This window comes from Lederbergia citrea (genome assembly GCF_018343525.1).
Lineage (GTDB): Bacteria > Bacillota > Bacilli > Bacillales > Bacillaceae_C > Lederbergia > Lederbergia citrea.
In genome coordinates, this window is sequence record NZ_JAGYPH010000004.1 from 56,756 (window position 1) to 74,551 (window position 17,796).

Genomic DNA, 17,796 nt, shown 5'->3' on the forward strand with positions numbered 1-17,796 from the left:
CATCTTTATATTTAACAAAGTTAGGATAGAAATAAAGAACACCTCAATTAATTCATGAGATGCTCTTTACTATTAATGATTTCTTAAAGATTTACAGCTTCATAGCAATTCTTATGCAAAGCACCTATAGGGTATACGTTACTAAGCAAGTTTGCTAACTAACTTACTTTTAAAAACCTATAACAATTTTTCCCTTGCTCTTTTGCTTGATACATAGCCATATCAGCTTGTTTAATCAACATTTCCGCATCATGACCGTTTTGAGGATATAGAGCAATTCCTATACTGGTTGTTATTCGAATTTTTTTACCCGTTATAAAAATAGGTGTATTTAGGCGATCAATGATTCTCTGTGCTACTAATTTACAATCTTTTTCTGTCGCACCAGGTAGTAATATGGTAAATTCATCTCCAGCTAATCTTGCTACTATATCATTTTCTCTTACACATCCCTTTAAGTGATTGCCAACTTGTTTCAGGAGTGTATCACCCGCATCGTGACCAAGAGAATCATTAATTTGTTTAAACCCGTCTAAATCGAGAAACATAACAGCAAACCTATTATTATTTTTTCGGGATTGAATCACCAATTGATTCATCTTATCCATGAAAAATCTTCGATTCGGTAATCCAGTTAAAGTATCTTGATAAACTAACTTTTCTACAATGTCTTCCTGTCGCTTTCTGTTTGTAATATCTCTAGCAATTAATTCAATTGCCGGTTCCCCATTATACTCAATATTTGTTGCTGTAACTTCCATATCGAAGGTCGTTCCATCCAATCTCTTTACTTTAACTTGATTGTTCAATCCAAGGTTTTCTCCTAATTCGGAATGAATTAAATCCTTCCGATAATGGTTAAGTAATTCTGTCGGACTACTTGCACCGAGTAACGATGCTCCAGCTTGGTTCGTGTATATGATCTGTCCGTCACGATGAACAATGATAGCTTCCGGTAGTAATTCAACTAAACGTCGATAGTGTTTTTCATTTTCATTCGCTTGATGGATTATTTTCTTCCCAATTTGGAAATACCAAAAAACCAAAATAATTACTGCTATTGACCATCCTATATCTGAAGCAAGGTCCCATATCCCACTGGATGTTATTCCAACATATAGGAGTACTTTACGATGAAGAATATCTAAAATAGATATTAATGCAATTAATGCTAAAACTAATCTATTCCTTGATATGAAAACATTCAATTATTAATCTCCCTTCGATTCTTGGCCTTCAGGACCTTAGACAAGTATAGAAAAAACACCTCGAATGACTTACCTTTCGAGGTGTCCTTTTCGTTTGGTTATTTTTAATACTTTATCTTCCGGAAATATTGAAACTTGTCTTCTACCACCATATTATATTGCGGTAAGGTGGTCGGATTTTTCATTAAAATGGTAAAGGTATTAAGCAACTTGTCCAGATTAGTTCGCTCGTTTTCATCGATGATAAACTCGATCCCATATTCTGAAATTTCATCGTTTACTTCTTCTTTCCAAATAATATGTCCTTTTAATCGGATTGTTTCATTCATGATTTGCGTTTCAAACTCAAGTATGATGTCATCTCTTACAGGTAATTTTAGCGTTGAAAGATAACGAAGACCGCCAATGCTCATATCCTCAATCAAAACACTCGATTTTCCTAATTGCATTTCTTGACCCGCTATGGCCAATAGTCTCATATTAGCCGCAACCGGATAGGGGAAATTAATCCGATAATACTTTCTTTGGCTCTGCTTGTCTTTCATTTTTGGGTCGTCAGGCTTCAATATCTTTTTTTGCAAAAGTAGTTCAAATTCTTTAACCGGGACAGGCCTGCTAAATAAATAGCCTTGAATTTGATAGCATTCTTCATTTCTAAGTACTTTTAAATGCTCTAATGTTTCTACACCTTCTGCGACAACTTTGATGTGCAAATCTTTTGCTAAATGAATAATGGATTTTGCAATAAAAAAGTTTTGTTTACTTATTAGCATGTTCTGAATGAATGATTTATCAATTTTTATCACATCAAAAGGAAATTGTGCTAAAGAAGAAAGAGATGAATAACCTTTCCCAAAATCATCTAAAGAAATGTTAATGCCCATTTCTCGTAATGAATAAATAGTGTTTTTTACAATTTCTTCATTATTCAAAAAAGAACTTTCGGTAATTTCGAATTCTAAATCACATGGACTAATACCCGCTTCTTGAATTGTTTCCTCAATTGTATCAAGCCAGTCTTGTTTTAGAAAATGGGCAGCAGAAATATTAATGGAAATTGGTACAGTCCATAATATTTCTTCTTTCCATTTCTTCATTTGATTACATACTTCTTTCAAAACCCAATCATCGATTTGGATCATTAATCCGTTTTCTTCTGCGAGTGGAAGAAACTCTGCCGGAGAAACAAGTCCCCATTCCGGATGCTCCCATCGTATTAGAGCCTCAGCACTCATTATTTTTCCGGTATTAGTATCCACTCGAGGCTGATAATATAAGACCATCTCGTTATTTTCCAATGCTTTTATTAAATCTCGCCCTAAGCTGAATGATTTGAATGATTCGATACTACCCAATGGGGAAATGACCTTAAAATTATTCCTCCCCCGCTCTTCTACTCTATATAAAGCAATATCTGCATTTCGGATTAATTCATGGCTATTTACACCATCGTGGGGAAAAACACTAATTCCGATGCTTGCAGTGACATATAATTTATATTCGTTTATTAGGAATGGTTCCTTTAAACAATCAAGCATACTACTGGCGATTTTCTTCATTGACTCGATCGACTCTAGATTAACGATTAACACGCCAAATTCATCACCGCCGAGGCGTGCTAGCAGATCATCTGTTGCTAAAAATTTGGAGAGGCGAGCAGAAACTTGTACTAATACTTTATCCCCAATTGGATGTCCCAACGTATCGTTAATATATTTGAAACGATCGATATCCAGTATCATGACAGCAAATTTATTATCTTTACTCATAAACTCCGCTGTAAGTTGCTGGAGTTTCTCATCGAACATTCTTCGATTTGGCAAATTAGTTAAATAATCATGATAAGATAGATGCCTTACTTTTTCCGATAGCACTTTTTGCTCGGTAATATCTTTAATAAAGCCGATTACTCGATTAGGCACACCTTGTTCGTTTACGAGAACTTCTGCTCTCACGTAAGTATGACGAATTGTTTGATCCTGTCTAACAATTCTACATTCGATATGAAAGCCTGATTCATTATTTTTTACAGCTTGTTGAAATTTTTCTTCAAATCTAGGATGATCGTCAGAATGAATGAATAGTAATAATTGTTTAAGGGTTGGGGAAAAGTCCTCATCTTCATTAATTCCCAAAATGACACGGTGTTGTTTAGAAGAATACGTGGTGTCGTTTATCATATCGTAATGAAAAGTACCGATATTTCCAAGCACTTCGATCTTATCTAAATTATCTTTAAATAGAAGCAATTCTCTTTCCTGTTCTTTTAAATCCGCTATATTTTTCAATATGACATAAACGTCTGTGCTTTCTTTCGTTTTAACAGGAATAAATTTTACATTGATATTTATTGGCTTTCCATCCCTGTGCAAACCCACAGTATTGAATGTTTGCATATTTCCTAAAAGAGCTATGTCAAAAAACCTTTTCTGATCATTCGAATAATTATCAAAAAAAGTAGTTAAAAATGGCTTTTTAAAATCTTGTTCCATAAACCCAAATTGATTGATAAATGCCTTGTTATAAGAAATAAGATTACCTTCAATATCTAATTTAATCACTGAGTTTAGGTGATCGTTAATTAGTGGGTGAAAGTCTTCCTCACTGACCATCGAATTTCATCCCCTCGTCTTTAGTCAGTTTATGAAAATTTCTAATCATTTCAACATGCCCTTTCGTGGAGTTTTACATTTCCTCAAAAAAAGCTGGTATATATTTTATCACTCATACGAATTTGTTAGTATATAGGTTATTTTTCTGAAGCGTACACTATCATTTTATACGAAACAGGTTTCTAATACTATGATATTTTATCTATTCATAGGTTTTTTTGGAGAATTATGATTCCTTAAAATCATATACTTAGTCCTTACTTTGCGCATAATGAAGACAAGAGGCAACTTATGTAATCATAAGGAGAGTGTCCATAATGAATCTTGACAAAGCAGTAAAAAGCAATGCGATTCCTATAGAAACAGATGCAGATTTGACACAGATCATCGATGCAATTGGGGATGCAAAAATCGTTCTTTTAGGTGAAGCAAGCCATGGGACTTCTGAGTTTTACTCTGTACGGGCTGCATTGTCGAAGATGCTTATAGAAGAAAAAGGATTTGCCATTATTGCTGTTGAAGGAGATTGGCCATCATCCCAGCAAGTTAACCGGTATATAAAGGGATTTGGTGAAGAGAAAAATGACGCTAAGCACGTTTTAAAAGCTTTTAATAGATGGCCAACCTGGATGTGGGCGAATGAAGAAATTGCAGACTTTGTAGAATGGTTAAAGTCGTATAATATTAAAAGGGATAATAATCAAAAAGTTGGTTTCTACGGACTCGATGTATATAGTCTATGGGAATCAATGGAGGAAGTACTTGTATATTTATCTCGTTCAAAACATGCAGGAGTAGATCTTGAACTGGCTAGAAAAGCTTTTTCCTGTTTTGAACCTTTCAACCGCCGACCGGAAAACTATGCGATATCCACAATGAATTTCTCTGATGTATGTATTGATGAAGTTTCGAAGTTATTAACTGCTATTCGGTCACATGAAGATAACTACACTGGAGATGAAGAAACCGATTTAAACCTGAAAATAAATGCATTAGTTACGCGAAATGCAGAAAAATACTATCGGGCATTGGTCCAAAGCGATACTCTTTCCTGGAATATCCGTGATCAACATATGGTTGAAGCAATTAACGAGTTGATAAACTACCACGGTAAGGAAGGTAAAATCATCATTTGGGAACATAACACCCATATTGGCGATGCCTCGGTTACTGATATGAAAAATGAAGGAATGATAAATGTAGGACAACTTCTTCGCGAACAAAATAATCAAATAGATGTATATGCTGTCGGATTCGGAACCCATCGTGGAACGGTCATTGCCGCTGAAGAATGGGGAACGCCATTTAAAATTATGAATGTACCGCCTGCTCGTACAAATTCCTGGGAAGATGTTTTGCACAATACAGGGGCGTTTGACAAGTTATTTATCTTCACAGATGAAAACCGCCATTTATTTAATGACTGGATTGGCCATAGGGCGATTGGTGTAGTTTACCACCCTGAATATGAAGCGTACGGCAATTATGTTCCATCAAAAATTGGAAACCGTTACGATGCATTTATTTATATGGATCAAACAAAAGCACTGGTGCCGCTTGAGGAAACGGAGCCTTTACGTTAGCGAATACTACGTGAAATTGTATGAATAAAATAGCCCTTCTTTTCAGAATTAGATATGATAAGAACAAAAGCAGAAGCCCCCGTTTAGCAATGCACCATCTTCCAGGAAGTATCCTGAATTTTGCTGGCCGCTGGAGCTAGTCGATATTATTAGCGTCATTTCATTGCCTTCCATAGGAGGAATTAATGTTTTCTGTATCTCAATTTTTCAGTAAAAACTTAAACAGAACTAATATAGTTTCAATGATATTTACTGCCCTATTAACTGCGGTTGCCAGTGAATTTAAATTGATTCCCTTTAATGGGGAGGCATTTCGTTTCGGATTAGGAAGCATTACTTTTTTTCTGCTCGTCCTCATTCGCCCCCCTGCCTCCTATATACAAACTGGGATCTTCACTGGCATAACGGTTGTTTTTTTTCGCATATTTGGAGATATGATCTTCGAGCTCGCTCCTTTTTGGCCAAGCTTCAAGAATCATTTACCCGCTTTTTTGTTTTATTTTTTGTTCGCTTTCGGGTTTGGAATCCTTAAATTAGAAAAATATAAAACCTTACCATTTCTTCTCGGAGTCGTGGCAGCCGGATTAGAATTTATCGGAAACAGTGCTGAACACTTTATGCGCTATTGGTTTGTAAACCATGTGAATTTCGGTTTTCGGGAATGGGCATTATTAAGTGGGGTGGCATTATTCCGTAGTTACTTCGTAATCGGGCTATACAGCTCTATCACTGTATCGGAACAAAAAAAACGAATGCAAGAAATGCTTGAAGTTGGATCGGAATTGTATGCTGAATCGCTTTATTTAAAGAAATCGATGGATCATATTGAAAGAATTACGGCATCTAGTCATGATTTATATCGAAAATTAAAAAAGGAAAGGCATCGGGAATTAAGTGTTCAAGCTTTGCTGATTACCCAAGAAATCCACGAAGTGAAAAAAGATGCACAGCGGATTCTCTCGGGACTTTCAAAGATAACTATGCAAAAAAGAAATAAAGTGATCAAACTTTCTGATGTGCTTAAATTAGTCGTTACAGCGAATGAAAAATACAGTGAGATGCTAAGGAAAAAAATCAGCTTTCATTTATTGGTGTCTATTGATTTTGAAACGGATCAACAAATACCATTGCTGGCTCTATTGAATAATCTTACAGCTAACTCAGTCGAATCTATCGAAAATAATGGAGAAATCGATTTAGAAATTTTCGAGGAATCCGCACACACGTGCTTCGTAATCAAAGATTCGGGCAAAGGAATTCACAGTGAAGACATATCCATTATTTTTGAACCCGGCTATACAACAAAATTTAACGATTTCGGCGTTGCCGCTACCGGAATCGGCCTATCTCATGTACAAGAAATTATCTGTACATTTGAAGGACATATTCAAGTAAATTCCCTAGGCGAAGGAACAATATTTCAGATCAAAATTCCTACCAGAAACATTAGAAAGTGAGGTGAATGGAACTGCGTTATTTTATTGTAGATGATGATACAGCAAGTCGAAGAATGCTAGAGCAAATCATAACTGACGGTGACTTAGGCATTGTAATCGGGGAAGCGGAAAATGGAGTGGAGGCACTCCCGCTCATCCTTTCAACTCATCCTGATTTCGTCTTGATTGATTTCTTAATGCCCGAATTAGATGGGATTGAAACAATCGAACAGTTAAGGGCACAAGGTTTTCAAGGACAATTCATTATGATCTCTCAAATCGTGAACAAAGAAATGGTAGGAGAAGCATATGAAAAAGGGATTGAATTCTTTATACATAAACCAATCAATCGTGTCGAAGTGTATAGCATTCTGAAAAAAACGGTCGAACAATTTCGGTTAAAAGATTCATTACTAGCCATTCGGGAATCGTTAGCACATATCGAAACAGCCAACATGACTCAAAGGCGGCGAAGTGTAAAAGAGGTCGTGTTATCGATATTAAATGATCTGGGCATTATCGGGGAAGCAGGTAGCGGCGATCTCGTTTTATTGATTGAATTTCTTATGAACCGCAAAGACTCCACGGCTCCCTTGCCTCCTCTAAAAGATTTATACGAAGCTGTTGCCAATGATAAGAAAACTGATCCCATGGAGATAAAAAAAGAAAGTAAATCGATTGAACAGCGCATTCGGAGAGCGATTATTGCTGCAATTAATAACTTAGCTTCATTAGGGACAATCGATTATACGAATCCAAAGTTTGAATATTATGCGCCTCGTTTTTTTGACTTTCAAGAAATAAGGTTACGAATGAAGGAGATTAACCAAGATAATAAGGAAATGAAAAAGGTGAAAATTAATATTAAAAAATTCCTACAAGTACTTTATCTTGAAACGACGGAAAAATTTAATCAAACACTGTAATATTAATAAATTGGGACTGCCTAGATAGTCATTTTTCACTGACTTTCTAGGCAGTCCCTTCATGATATGGCTGTATCTTTGATAATGACTTTTCCTCTTTCGGTAACAACACTTCTATATTGTGAACCCACACTCCATTTACCCTTAGCAACAATTTTCCATATCTACGGGCAATCGAACCACACTCCATTTACCTTGAGCAGCAATTTTCCATATCTATGGGTAATCGAACCACACTCCATTTACCTTGAGCAGCAATTTTCAACATCTACGGGTAATCGAACCACGCCCCATTTACCTTGAGCAATATTTTTTTCCAATCACGGCCAATAGAATACGCTCTTAGCTAGAATTCCTTATAAGAAAAATATTTAATAAAAATGTCGGATTTTGTCGGTTTGGATAATTTACCGATATAATGATTTAGCTATTTGATTCAACGACCTAGCAACCGTTTTCAATATATGGAGAGGTGATTAAATGAAAAAGTTTAAGTTTACTTTAGCTTATCAAATTCTCGTTGGATTGATTTTGGGGATTATTGTCGGGGCAGTTTTTTACGGAAATCCCGCAGTATCTACTTATTTGCAACCAATCGGAGATATCTTTATTCGACTAATTAAAATGATTGTTGTTCCCATTGTTATTTCTACCCTTATTATCGGGGTCGCTGGAACGGGAGATATGAAAAAATTAGGCAAACTCGGTGGAAAAACAATTCTTTATTTCGAAATTGTGACGACGATTGCGATTATCGTTGGATTGCTTGCAGCAAACATGATCAAACCTGGTGTCGGTGTAGATATGACTAAACTGGCAAAAGGCGATATTCAAAAATATGTTGATACGACAAATGAAGTAACAAGTCATAGTTTAGCTGATACTTTTGTTAATATTGTACCAAGTAATATTGTTCAGTCTTTAGCGAGTGGAGATATGCTTGCAATCATCTTCTTTGCTGTTTTATTTGGTTTAGGAATTGCAGCAATCGGTGAAAGAGGAAAACCGGTGCTAGCTTTCTTCCAAGGCACGGCAGATGCCATGTTTTGGGTAACAAACTTAATTATGAAGTTTGCTCCATTTGGCGTTTTTGCTTTAATTGGTGTAACTGTTTCAAAATTTGGAGTAGAATCATTGATTCCACTTGGAAAATTACTTATTTGTGTATATGCGACCATGCTTTTCTTCATTGCCGCCGTGCTTGGCGTTATTGCTAAAATCTGTGGTACAAGCGTGCTTCATCTAATTAAGATTTTAAAGGACGAGCTCCTCTTAGCTTACTCTACTGCAAGTTCAGAAACAGTCTTGCCGAAAGTAATGGAAAAGATGGAGAAATACGGCTGTCCAAAAGACGTTGTTTCCTTTGTAATTCCAACCGGTTATTCATTTAACTTAGACGGATCTACTCTTTATCAAGCACTTGCAGCGATCTTCATTGCCCAAATGTATGGGATCCAACTAAGTATTATGGATCAAATTACATTAATGTTAGTACTTATGGTTACATCAAAAGGAATTGCTGGTGTACCGGGAGTATCATTTGTTGTTCTATTAGCAACATTAGGATCTGTTGGTATCCCACTTGAAGGTCTTGCTTTCATCGCCGGAATCGATAGAATTCTAGATATGGCACGTACAGTTGTGAATGTAATTGGCAACTCTTTAGCAGCAGTTGTTATGTCTAAATGGGAAGGCAGATTCGACACAATTAAAGGGAAAGAATACCTTAATTCACTTGAAAAAGCAGCTTAAGATCTTTCTAAAAAATATTCAAAAAACAGGTAGTTTCACAATCCTTTTAGGATAATGAAACTACCTGTTTTAATTTAGCCATTAATTATCTAGGAAAAAGTTATTTACGAATTTTTTCAATTTCATCCGCTACAAATTGAACTTGTGTTCCAACAATCACTTGAATGCTTTGTGGGCCAACTATATTAATTCCAGGCACACCCGTATCTTTAATCTTCTTCTGATCTACTGCATTCATATCTTTTACTTCTACTCTTAAGCGTGTTACACAATTGTCGACAGATGTGACGTTGTCATCTCCACCTAATCCTTCATAAATTCTGGCTGCCATGACAGCGAATCTATCTCCTTTTGCAGTAACTGAACCTACTTCTCCGTCTACTTCATCATCTTCTCTGCCCGGAGTTTTTAAGTTGAACTTCGTAATCAAGAAGCGGAATAAGAAATAGTAAATAACAGCGAATACTAATCCTTGAAGGATTAACATATATGGTTGATTAGCAAGCGGGATTCTTAAACTTAAGAAATAATCAACAAACCCGGCGCTAAATCCAAATCCAGCAGTCCAATGGAAAAGTGCGGCAATAGTTAAGGATAAACCAGTTAGAGCAGCATGCACTACATAAAGTGCTGGTGCCAAGAACATGAATGAAAATTCAAGAGGTTCTGTAACACCGGTAAAAAATGATGCGAAGCCAGCCGCCAACATCAATGATGCAGCTTGTTTTTTCCTTTTTGTTTTCGCGGTATGATACATGGCAAGCGCTGCAGCCGGCAACCCGAACATCATGATTGGGAAGAACCCGGCTTGGTACATGCCTGTAATTCCCTTTATCCCAGTTCCGTCCCGGAATTTACCGATGTCGTTAATTCCGATCGTATCAAACCAGAATACGGCATTTAAAGCATGGTGCAACCCTGTTGGAATTAATAGGCGATTAAAGAATCCATATAATCCTGCACCAACAGCACCTAGTTTACTGATTGCCGTACCAAAAGAAACCAATCCAGAAAAGACGACAGGCCATAAAAAGAACAATGCAGCTGAAGCTACCAACATGACAATTGAAGTCATAATTGGGACGAGCCGTTTACCGCTAAAAAAGGCGAATGCATCTGGTAATTGTACATGGCTAAAACGATTGTACATCATCGAAGCGATAATTCCTGAAATGATCCCAATGAAGGCATTTTCGATTTTCCCAAAAGCAGCGTTAACATTTTCCGGGTCAATTCCTTGTAGCAAAGCAACCGAGTTCGTTGATAGTAATGTGGTCACCACTAAGTATGCAACCAAACCACTTAGTGCAGCCGACCCGTCTCTATTTTTAGACATTCCTAATGCTACACCAACGGCAAATAGGATTGGAATATTATCAATAATGGAACCACCAGCTTTAATTAGGAAAGCAGCTGCTGCATTACCTTCCCCCCAACCGTTTGGATCGATCCAATAACCGATACCCATTAATATAGCAGCGGCTGGCAATACAGCAACTGGTAGCATCAACGACCGCCCAAGTTTCTGTAAAAATTTCATCATTTGAAAAAGCCCTCCCATTTAATTTTTTTCCAAAATGATCAATAGCCTTATAGGTTAACTTTAAAAAAATAATGAATAATATCTTTGGATAGGCTATCTATCTGTTTCGCTTCATTCACCCCCTTGAGGCTCGAAAGTAGAAATTCTTCCCACGCCACTGTTTACTTTTGCTTTGACCAAGGGTTGTTAGACTCTAAAGAAAAATCTCGAACGTGCAAAAGCAAAAGAGGGTAGGCTTTATATAGATATTCAATAGCATGTTTAATTACTCCTCTATTTTCGATATTGCGAAACGCAAAATTTGTTGAAAATTCTTTAATTATTTAATTAATATGATTGTCCAGATAGTTTTATTGAGGTAGGCGCAACCATTTTACCTGGAATTTTTCCAACATAATCCAAAAAAGCATTAGCTGCATTTGATATCTGATCTTTATTTATATCCGCATTAAAAAGACTGCATCCACATGAAGATGCAGTCTCATTTTTAGTTTTTTTCTTCATTTTTCACTCATCTTCACCTTAATTATTTCCGTTATTGATTTGGCTTTGATTCGCTTTTGACGTTCTTACTTCAACCGTTAAAGATCCATTATTTGTATATGCCTTCAATAGCAATGGTACACCTGCCGTATTTTGAAATCTAAAATCCTTTCCACCATATGACACTGTTGCATCCCTTCCTTTTGGTACATACCCGACATTCAGCGAATGATGATGCTTCTCCACATAGGAAACCCCCAGCTTATCAACCGCATTAAATAGAGTCGATGACGTCTGACAAATACCTCCGCCGATCCCTTCAACCAATTTTCCGTTTAGGGCTTCCATTGCTTTTTGATACCCGTGTTCCGCGTCACTCGGACCAACCGTCGTATTAAAAGAGAATATATCATCAACTCCAACGATCACATTATTTATCGCCTCAGCTGAAAGCTCGATATTTTTCGTTCTTCCATCCGCACTGCTGCCAAAATTGGTCGTATAGGAAGCAACCACCACTTCGTCTAATTGAGCAACTTCTTCCTCCTGATATCCGCTTTCGCTTACATGAAGGGGTAGCTCTACTGTTCCCCCATTTGCAAAAGCACTGAACAATTTATCCAGTAACTCCGATTCCTCTAGTATCACTCTGGGACTTCCCTTGATTATTTCCCCATTTTCGCCCACCTTATCCGGTATCATCCTCTGATCGTATCCATCCGTTGTATCCGATCCCCTAGCCAATTCCTTTACCCATATTTCAATTTCTTCCTTGTATTTTTCGTCATTAGATCCAACTCCCATTTCTTTTGGTAAAAAGGTTTTTATTACCTCGTTTGTGTTTGGATCTACGACATCGACCACGATCGGTTTTTCTTCTTCCTTTTTCTTTTCTGCCTCCAATTTTTCCTGCTCTTTCTTATACATTTCAATTTGCTTCTGTGATTGAGCTAGTTTTTCCTCCAACTCTTTTTCTTGCGACGCTTTTACTGAACAGCCAGCCAATCCTAGTAAACTTCCAATTAATAAAATCGAAATTACCCCTTTATTCATCCCCATTTTAATCCCAACTTTTCCTTATATTACTTTCATTTGTCGGTTACAAATTGAAAGGTCTTTATACATTTTTCATTCTATTCAGGTCAGTATTTCTATATGCCCATTAGATATACTTTTATCACCACATTATGAACAAATTATCACTTCTGGTAAAAAATGTATCATAGTTAAGATTATCATTCTATATATATTTTAAATTCCCTTTAAAAAAATATTTTTTGCGTAAATTTCTGCGGGAGACTGGTAACATACATACACCAGAATTTCATGATATGCTCCAAAAAGGTTTTTGCTCATACAAAAAACCCTCTTAATTTTAAAAGAGGGTACAACTTTTCAGGGTCTGTTTTTGTTATTATTTAATGGTTTTCCATGGATTGTTGATTTTTCTTTCTAACTTCCTCAACATTAGTGTCACTATAAATTCCCGTTCCATGTCCGCCCGTTGTTTTAGCAAGCAATTCTTTTACTTCATTATAAGACATTCCAGAACGTTCATTTTGTCGCTTAACAGCGTCAATATTCGTCCCTGCAACTGTAAATGTATCATTATTATTTTCCTTCATAAAGGACACCCCTTTTAGTTTTTGATATTTTCTCCAAACTAGGGGTTTTTACTCTAGGATTAAGTTATTTAATGGAAGTGACCTACCATTCCGCTTTCAGATTTTTTTTACAAATTCAGATTTTAACTTCATTGCCCCAAAACCCTCAATTTTGCAATCAATATCATGATCTTCATCAACCAAACGGATATTTTTTACTTTTGTCCCTATTTTTACGACTGATGAACTTCCCTTTACTTTAAGATCTTTGATTACCGATACAGTATCACCATCGTTTAAAATATTTCCATTTGCATCTTTAAATACCTTTTTATCTTCACTATTTTCAGTTTCTGTTTCTACAGTCCACTCATGACCACATTCTGGGCAAATAAAAAGACTTCTATCCTCATATGTATATTCTGAATTACATTTTGGGCAATTTGGCATTTGTGACATTTCATTTCCTCCATTTGTTAATGTATATAGGAGTCCCTATATGCCTTTTATACTGGCACATTCTTTCCATATTGACAACCATTCCGCCACTATTTACATTAATGTGTGTGTTTCTGTCATGGGAATTTTAGGGGTTTTGAATGGAATACCTAGAATGGGAAATATTAAATAAACGAGGAAATTTTGAGGGATTGATAAAATGATTTATATTTATAATGATTATGGTGGAACACATACGACTTCTTTGGCAGCGGCATTTCATTTGAAAAAGTTGCCTACAGATCGAACGCTTACTAAAGAAGAAATTTTAAATGTTGATTACTTTAATAAGTTGACTTCTTCTGATTTTGGTAAATTAATCTTTCATGGAATTGATGAAGATGCCCACCCCGTCTATACAATCGGTAGAAAGTCACAAAAGCTGGTAGTCCCAGCTATGAAAAATCTCACCCTGTTATTCCAAGAAAGGGGTGAAATGGCTGAAAAAATCATTTTTTCAAACACTTCACCAACCGTTCCTTTCCCGATGTCAATTGGAGGTTTTTTTTCCAGAGGACTAAAAATCGATTTTATAGGTGTGCCGCTATTAGTTGCCGGAGCAAAGATTTGTTGCAATGATATTATTCAGTTAGTTCAGAACACAAAACGAATTGGAAGGTCCACCAATGATCAGATAACTGTGTTGGAAAATAAAGAATTTAAATGAATATGGCAGCCCTCAATGATGATATTTAGTTTTGTTTTTGCAGTCACTGCCACTTTATTGGCCGTCGCATGATTACTCCTTTTTAAAAACCAACGATGATTCTATGTCCTATTCAAAGCGAATCCTTGTCATTCCTACTATTAGAAAGACTAAAGTAAACGCTAGCAGCACTCCGCTCGGTACAAATATATCTACAAGCGTCCCGCCTCTTACAGATAATTCCGTAAAGCCTTCTAAACCCCAATATTGTGGCACAAACTTGGCTATTTGTTGCATAAAACCTGGCATGATTTCAAGTGGCCAATAAACACCACCGAGCATACAAGTAGAAATAATAATTAGATTTCCAAATACGGATTGTTGCTCTGAAGTTTTGACGAATCCAGCGATAAAGAGACCTAACCCAATCGTGCATAGTAATAAACTGGACACAAGGACTATGCTGCCTAGTAAATTGCCCCAGTTAACGTGAAACACGAATTTTGATATGATCATTAAAACACCAAATTGAATCCAGCCCATTAGGAAAAATGCGAGTAGATATCCAGTTAGCAATTCCTTTTTTGACGTTGAGGTGGACATCATTCGGTACCATACTCCTGTTTGCCTTGCTTCTAATAATACTCCGGTACTTATGAGCATCGTGATCATCACAAACATAATCGTAAATCCAGCAGAACGAGCAGTCATATTATTCATCGTAGCAAGGTCCTTACTCTTCGTTACCGTGACGGTTTCTACACCAGCGGAATTTACTACTAGCTCCTTAGAGATCTTCTCCTGAACTCTATTCCAATTGTCTCCTGTTATATCCTCGTAAACGCTCGAAGCTGTTGCCCCTATTTTCAGTTTAATCATGCTGTCATTGATGCCTTGTTCAATCATCTTTGATCCATTAAAGGAAGGGGAGTGTACAAAAAGAATTTCCGGATTCTCTTTCATAAGTACTTGTTCTTCAAAACTTTCATTAATTCGAATATATCCTGTTATTTTTTGATCAGCGAACTTGGCACTAGCATTTTTTGCATTCTCAAATGTCATGTTCATGATTTTTTTACTGTTCAAATCATTGATTAACATTTGTGAGATTCTAGAATTATCTTGATCTACTACTGCAATACTAGGTTTCACCTCCGTCTCACTAGAAAAAAGCCCTCCAAATATTAATGTAAATAATATAGGCATACCGAACATAAGGATGTATGATTGTGGCTTCTGAAACATTCTTTTCAATTCAAAAATAGCAATTGCACTAGCTCTTCTCATGCTTTCCACTCCTTACCTAGGCTTTAATTTTAGTATTCCGATCAATAATGCAAATACTCCACCCAAAATGAGTATGGTTATAGGTAAAATAAGTGTGTTCCATGCAGTCCCGTTCATAATCTCTAATAAACTTTCCAGTGCCCATTTGTTTGGTGCGATATTTGCAACTTGTTGCAAGCCGTTTGGAAATGCAGCTAACGGGATCATGGATCCTCCTAATAACGCTAAAATTTGAACACCAATTCCACCAACGGTATCAGCTGTTTTTTCTTCGGTTATGACCCCTGCAATAATCATTGCAATGCCTGAAACTGAAATCGAGTACGCCAACCCGATAACTAGGATTTGTGGAACATTACTCCCCCAACTAACCCCAAACAAGTAGTGGGTAGCAATGACAAATACTAAAAACTGGAGGAAGGAAAAATACAAAATCCCTAAAAATTTACCTAATAAGATCGAGGAACGTCCGATCGGGCTACTCATTAACCGGGCTAATGTTTCAGTTTTACGTTCTTGTATTATCGACTTCGCCCCAATGGTTGTATTAAATAAAACGAACATGGCGCACATGGCAGCTGCATAGTATTGCATTCCTGAAATGGGTTCCTTGCCATCATTCTCTGCTGCTACCACGTCCAACTTAGAGCCAGCAATTTCAGAAAGGTCCTTTGCGAGACTAGACGTAACATTGGCTACATCGATCTCTTGATTAGATACAGGCATAACTGTTAATAATTCTTTCGATACTATTTGGGAGGCAATCGATACAGAAGTTACCCGGTCGATAAAAGAAGTGGTGATTGAGTTTATAATCGTCGTCTGAATTTCTTTTTCCGGATTACTATAAATCATTACTTTCTTGCCTTTCCCCATCATTAAACCGTCTCCCCAAGCAGATGGGAGGATGATTCCAACATCCACTTTTTGCTGTTCTACGGCTGTTTTTAAGCTAGCTTCCGTTTTAAACTCTTTGAGTGTGATACTTTCTTTTAATTCGTCACCTTGTAAAACTTGATATATGAACTGATCGGTTAAATCATCGACCTCCGATACGACAATCCCTACGGATGTTTCTGGAATCGAACCAGCTTCTCCAAACACTCCGCCTAATGCGGAACCAAGGATTGCGGTTAATACAATCGGCATAATTAACATAGTAATAAAACCTTTTCGATCTCGTAAACGGATTTTCATATCTTTAAATGCTATCGTAAAAGATCTCATCCTCATATCCTCCTAGTCTCGTAATGACCGCCCTGTTAATTGTAAGAAAAGCGTTTCAAGGTTAGGCTCTTTGATTTCTACCGCTCCAATTTTCATTCCATTGTTCACTGCCGTTGTCATAATTGCCCCTAATGTCTCATGTGGTTGTTGTACAAAAACTTCAATCATATTCGATTCTTTCTTTACAACCTCTTTGACATTCTCCAATTCCTTCAATGATGAGATCGCTTGAAATGATTCATTTTCTACTGTTAACTGAACGCACGATCCTCCGACTAATCGACTACAAAGTTCAGTTTGTGTACCTATTGCAATGACTTCCCCATGATCGATAATCCCCACCCGATTACATAAGAACTCTACTTCCTCCATGTAATGGCTCGTGTAAATAATGGTCATCCCTTTTTCATTTAACTTTTTGACCGTTTCTAATATATGGTTTCTCGATTGAGGATCAATCCCTACTGTCGGTTCATCCATAATCAATAGTTCGGGCTCATGCATTAAGGCTGCCCCGATATTGATTCTTCGTTTCATCCCACCAGAGAACGTTTCAATCCGATCTTTTGCTCGATCTTGTAAACCAACAAACTCCAGCACTTCTTCCACCCGTTTCTTTGCTTTCGACCGTGATAAGCCGTACATCGCTCCCCAAAATAGTAAATTATCCTTCGCCGACATGGTTGGATAGAGAGCAATCTCTTGTGGAACAACACCAATTTTTTCCTTAATAAGCATCGGTGATTTCTTAACTGACAGATCACTTACCAAAACTTCTCCTTGATCGTACGGAATAAGGCCGCAAATCATCGATATAGTGGTGGATTTTCCCGCTCCATTAGGACCTAGAAGTCCAAACGATTCGCCCTTTTCGATTGTAAAAGAAACATTTTTCACTACTTCTTTTTTACCATAGCGCTTCTTAATATCTATAACCTTTAACATCTTTCCACTTCCTTTTTTAAAAGTATTAGTTGTATGGTTTTATTCA

15 protein-coding genes are annotated in these 17,796 nt (G+C 36.8%); 5 read left to right on the forward strand and 10 right to left on the reverse strand.

Annotated features, from left to right (window positions below; translation table 11 throughout):
* Positions 1–158 precede the first annotated feature (158 nt).
* Together KHA88_RS17480 and KHA88_RS17485 are read right to left on the reverse strand one after the other, a co-directional pair.
* Positions 159–1,208 (reverse strand): sensor domain-containing diguanylate cyclase, encoded by a 1,050-nt coding sequence (locus KHA88_RS17480; protein WP_213099763.1) that lies wholly within the window; start codon positions 1,206–1,208, stop codon positions 159–161.
* Between the two features lie 104 nt (positions 1,209–1,312).
* Positions 1,313–3,820: an EAL domain-containing protein gene (locus tag KHA88_RS17485; protein ID WP_213099762.1), complete on the reverse strand. Its 2,508-nt coding sequence runs from the start codon at positions 3,818–3,820 to the stop codon at positions 1,313–1,315.
* A 317-nt stretch (positions 3,821–4,137) separates the two neighbouring features.
* On the opposite strand from KHA88_RS17485, the gene KHA88_RS17490 reads away from it, so the two are divergent.
* The 4 genes from KHA88_RS17490 to KHA88_RS17505 all read left to right on the forward strand — a co-directional run bounded on the left by KHA88_RS17490 (position 4,138) and on the right by KHA88_RS17505 (position 9,517).
* The gene (locus KHA88_RS17490) at positions 4,138–5,403 is read left to right on the forward strand and encodes an erythromycin esterase family protein (protein ID WP_213099761.1); all 1,266 of its coding nucleotides are present in this window, start codon (positions 4,138–4,140) and stop codon (positions 5,401–5,403) included.
* Between the two features lie 185 nt (positions 5,404–5,588).
* The gene (locus tag KHA88_RS17495) at positions 5,589–6,860 is read left to right on the forward strand and encodes a sensor histidine kinase (RefSeq protein WP_213122614.1); all 1,272 of its coding nucleotides are present in this window, start codon (positions 5,589–5,591) and stop codon (positions 6,858–6,860) included.
* An 11-nt stretch (positions 6,861–6,871) separates the two neighbouring features.
* Positions 6,872–7,765, forward strand: coding sequence for a response regulator (locus KHA88_RS17500; RefSeq protein WP_213099842.1), 894 nt, complete (start codon positions 6,872–6,874; stop codon positions 7,763–7,765).
* A 480-nt stretch (positions 7,766–8,245) separates the two neighbouring features.
* Complete coding sequence (locus KHA88_RS17505; protein WP_213099759.1) at positions 8,246–9,517, forward strand: cation:dicarboxylate symporter family transporter; 1,272 nt, start codon at positions 8,246–8,248, stop codon at positions 9,515–9,517.
* Between the two features lie 100 nt (positions 9,518–9,617).
* On the opposite strand, the gene nagE is transcribed toward KHA88_RS17505, so the two are convergent.
* The 5 genes from nagE to KHA88_RS17530 all read right to left on the reverse strand — a co-directional run bounded on the left by nagE (position 9,618) and on the right by KHA88_RS17530 (position 13,606).
* Complete coding sequence (gene nagE, locus KHA88_RS17510) at positions 9,618–11,060, reverse strand: N-acetylglucosamine-specific PTS transporter subunit IIBC (protein WP_213099758.1); 1,443 nt, start codon at positions 11,058–11,060, stop codon at positions 9,618–9,620.
* A gap of 327 nt (positions 11,061–11,387) precedes the next feature.
* Complete coding sequence (locus tag KHA88_RS17515) at positions 11,388–11,564, reverse strand: hypothetical protein (RefSeq protein ID WP_213099757.1); 177 nt, start codon at positions 11,562–11,564, stop codon at positions 11,388–11,390.
* Positions 11,565–11,582: 18 nt separating this feature from the next.
* Positions 11,583–12,596: a VanW family protein gene (locus KHA88_RS17520; RefSeq protein WP_213099841.1), complete on the reverse strand. Its 1,014-nt coding sequence runs from the start codon at positions 12,594–12,596 to the stop codon at positions 11,583–11,585.
* 365 nt (positions 12,597–12,961) lie between these two features.
* A complete protein-coding gene (locus tag KHA88_RS17525) occupies positions 12,962–13,168 on the reverse strand; it encodes a gamma-type small acid-soluble spore protein (RefSeq protein WP_213099756.1) in 207 nt (68 codons plus the stop codon).
* Positions 13,169–13,264: 96 nt separating this feature from the next.
* Complete coding sequence (locus KHA88_RS17530; RefSeq protein ID WP_213099755.1) at positions 13,265–13,606, reverse strand: zinc ribbon domain-containing protein YjdM; 342 nt, start codon at positions 13,604–13,606, stop codon at positions 13,265–13,267.
* Between the two features lie 199 nt (positions 13,607–13,805).
* Here KHA88_RS17530 and KHA88_RS17535 point away from each other — a divergent pair, with 199 nt between their 5' ends.
* Positions 13,806–14,312 (forward strand): DUF3189 family protein, encoded by a 507-nt coding sequence (locus tag KHA88_RS17535; RefSeq protein ID WP_213099754.1) that lies wholly within the window; start codon positions 13,806–13,808, stop codon positions 14,310–14,312.
* 108 nt (positions 14,313–14,420) lie between these two features.
* On the opposite strand, the gene KHA88_RS17540 is transcribed toward KHA88_RS17535, so the two are convergent.
* The 3 genes from KHA88_RS17540 to KHA88_RS17550 are packed head-to-tail and all read right to left on the reverse strand — an operon-like array spanning position 14,421 to position 17,750.
* Complete coding sequence (locus tag KHA88_RS17540; RefSeq protein ID WP_213099753.1) at positions 14,421–15,578, reverse strand: ABC transporter permease; 1,158 nt, start codon at positions 15,576–15,578, stop codon at positions 14,421–14,423.
* Between the two features lie 12 nt (positions 15,579–15,590).
* Positions 15,591–16,805 (reverse strand): ABC transporter permease, encoded by a 1,215-nt coding sequence (locus tag KHA88_RS17545; protein ID WP_213099752.1) that lies wholly within the window; start codon positions 16,803–16,805, stop codon positions 15,591–15,593.
* A gap of 12 nt (positions 16,806–16,817) precedes the next feature.
* Positions 16,818–17,750, reverse strand: a complete 933-nt coding sequence (locus tag KHA88_RS17550; RefSeq protein ID WP_213099751.1) for an ABC transporter ATP-binding protein — start codon at positions 17,748–17,750, stop codon at positions 16,818–16,820.
* Positions 17,751–17,796 lie beyond the last annotated feature (46 nt).

Coding starts and splice junctions, on each gene's coding strand:
- nagE (WP_213099758.1), bottom strand. CDS start 11,060: ATGATGAAATTTTTACAGAAACTTGGGCGGTCGTTGATGCTACCAGTT.
- KHA88_RS17525 (WP_213099756.1), bottom strand. CDS start 13,168: ATGAAGGAAAATAATAATGATACATTTACAGTTGCAGGGACGAATATT.
- KHA88_RS17485 (WP_213099762.1), bottom strand. CDS start 3,820: ATGGTCAGTGAGGAAGACTTTCACCCACTAATTAACGATCACCTAAAC.
- KHA88_RS17515 (WP_213099757.1), bottom strand. CDS start 11,564: ATGAAGAAAAAAACTAAAAATGAGACTGCATCTTCATGTGGATGCAGT.
- KHA88_RS17505 (WP_213099759.1), top strand. CDS start 8,246: ATGAAAAAGTTTAAGTTTACTTTAGCTTATCAAATTCTCGTTGGATTG.
- KHA88_RS17550 (WP_213099751.1), bottom strand. CDS start 17,750: ATGTTAAAGGTTATAGATATTAAGAAGCGCTATGGTAAAAAAGAAGTA.
- KHA88_RS17530 (WP_213099755.1), bottom strand. CDS start 13,606: ATGTCACAAATGCCAAATTGCCCAAAATGTAATTCAGAATATACATAT.
- KHA88_RS17520 (WP_213099841.1), bottom strand. CDS start 12,596: ATGAATAAAGGGGTAATTTCGATTTTATTAATTGGAAGTTTACTAGGA.
- KHA88_RS17545 (WP_213099752.1), bottom strand. CDS start 16,805: ATGAGATCTTTTACGATAGCATTTAAAGATATGAAAATCCGTTTACGA.
- KHA88_RS17490 (WP_213099761.1), top strand. CDS start 4,138: ATGAATCTTGACAAAGCAGTAAAAAGCAATGCGATTCCTATAGAAACA.
- KHA88_RS17495 (WP_213122614.1), top strand. CDS start 5,589: ATGTTTTCTGTATCTCAATTTTTCAGTAAAAACTTAAACAGAACTAAT.
- KHA88_RS17535 (WP_213099754.1), top strand. CDS start 13,806: ATGATTTATATTTATAATGATTATGGTGGAACACATACGACTTCTTTG.
- KHA88_RS17540 (WP_213099753.1), bottom strand. CDS start 15,578: ATGAGAAGAGCTAGTGCAATTGCTATTTTTGAATTGAAAAGAATGTTT.